Origin of the sequence: Nocardioides sp., assembly GCF_035429765.1 — a bacterium.
Lineage (GTDB): Bacteria > Actinomycetota > Actinomycetes > Propionibacteriales > Nocardioidaceae > Nocardioides.
In genome coordinates, this window is sequence record NZ_DAOMFK010000250.1 from 3,141 (window position 1) to 3,840 (window position 700).

General features: G+C 77.4%; 1 protein-coding gene. It reads left to right on the forward strand.

Annotated elements, in window-relative coordinates:
• Positions 1–623 (forward strand): N5-glutamine methyltransferase family protein (locus tag PLP61_RS15565; RefSeq protein WP_324503669.1); only part of this gene is annotated, 623 nt, incomplete at its 5' end.
• Positions 624–700: the final 77 nt, after the last annotated feature.

The window sequence follows — 700 nt, forward strand, 5'->3', positions numbered from 1 at the left end:
CTTTCCACGCTCCAGATCGACCGGTCCGCGAAGTCGCCCGGCCGGAGACCGAGCTGCTGGCCGGGTGGGCGGTCGAGCAGGCGCGGCACGTGGCGGGTCCTCCCGAGGGGCCGGGTGCCTGCGTGGTCGACCTGTGCACGGGGTCGGGGGCGATCGCGGCCGCGGTGGCCGCCGAGGTGCCCGGCGCGCGCGTCCACGCGGTGGAGCTCGACGAGGCCGCCCATGCCTGGGCCGCGCGCAACCTGGCCGGCACCGGCGTCGACCTGCGGCACGGGGACATGGCCGAGGCCTTCCCCGACCTCGTCGGAGCCGTCGACGTCGTCGCCTGCAACCCGCCGTACATCCCGCTGGAGGCGTGGGAGTCGGTGGAGCCGGAGGCGCGGGACCACGACCCGCACCGGGCGCTGTTCTCGGGCGCCGACGGGCTGGCGGCCCTGCGCGTCCTCGAGCGGCGCGCCGCCCTGCTGCTCCGGGTGGGCGGGGTGGTCGGGGCCGAGCACGCCGACGTGCAGGGGGACGCCGCCGTGGCGCTGTTCGCCGGCGCCGGCCGCTGGACCGAGGTCGTCGACCATCGCGACCTGGCCGGCCGACCGCGCTTCGTCACGGCGCGACTGGCACGATGACCCCATGAGGAGGTCCCGCCGGTGAGTACCCGCCTGCCCACCCGCACTGCGGAGGGGCGGGAGGACGGGGTGACCGA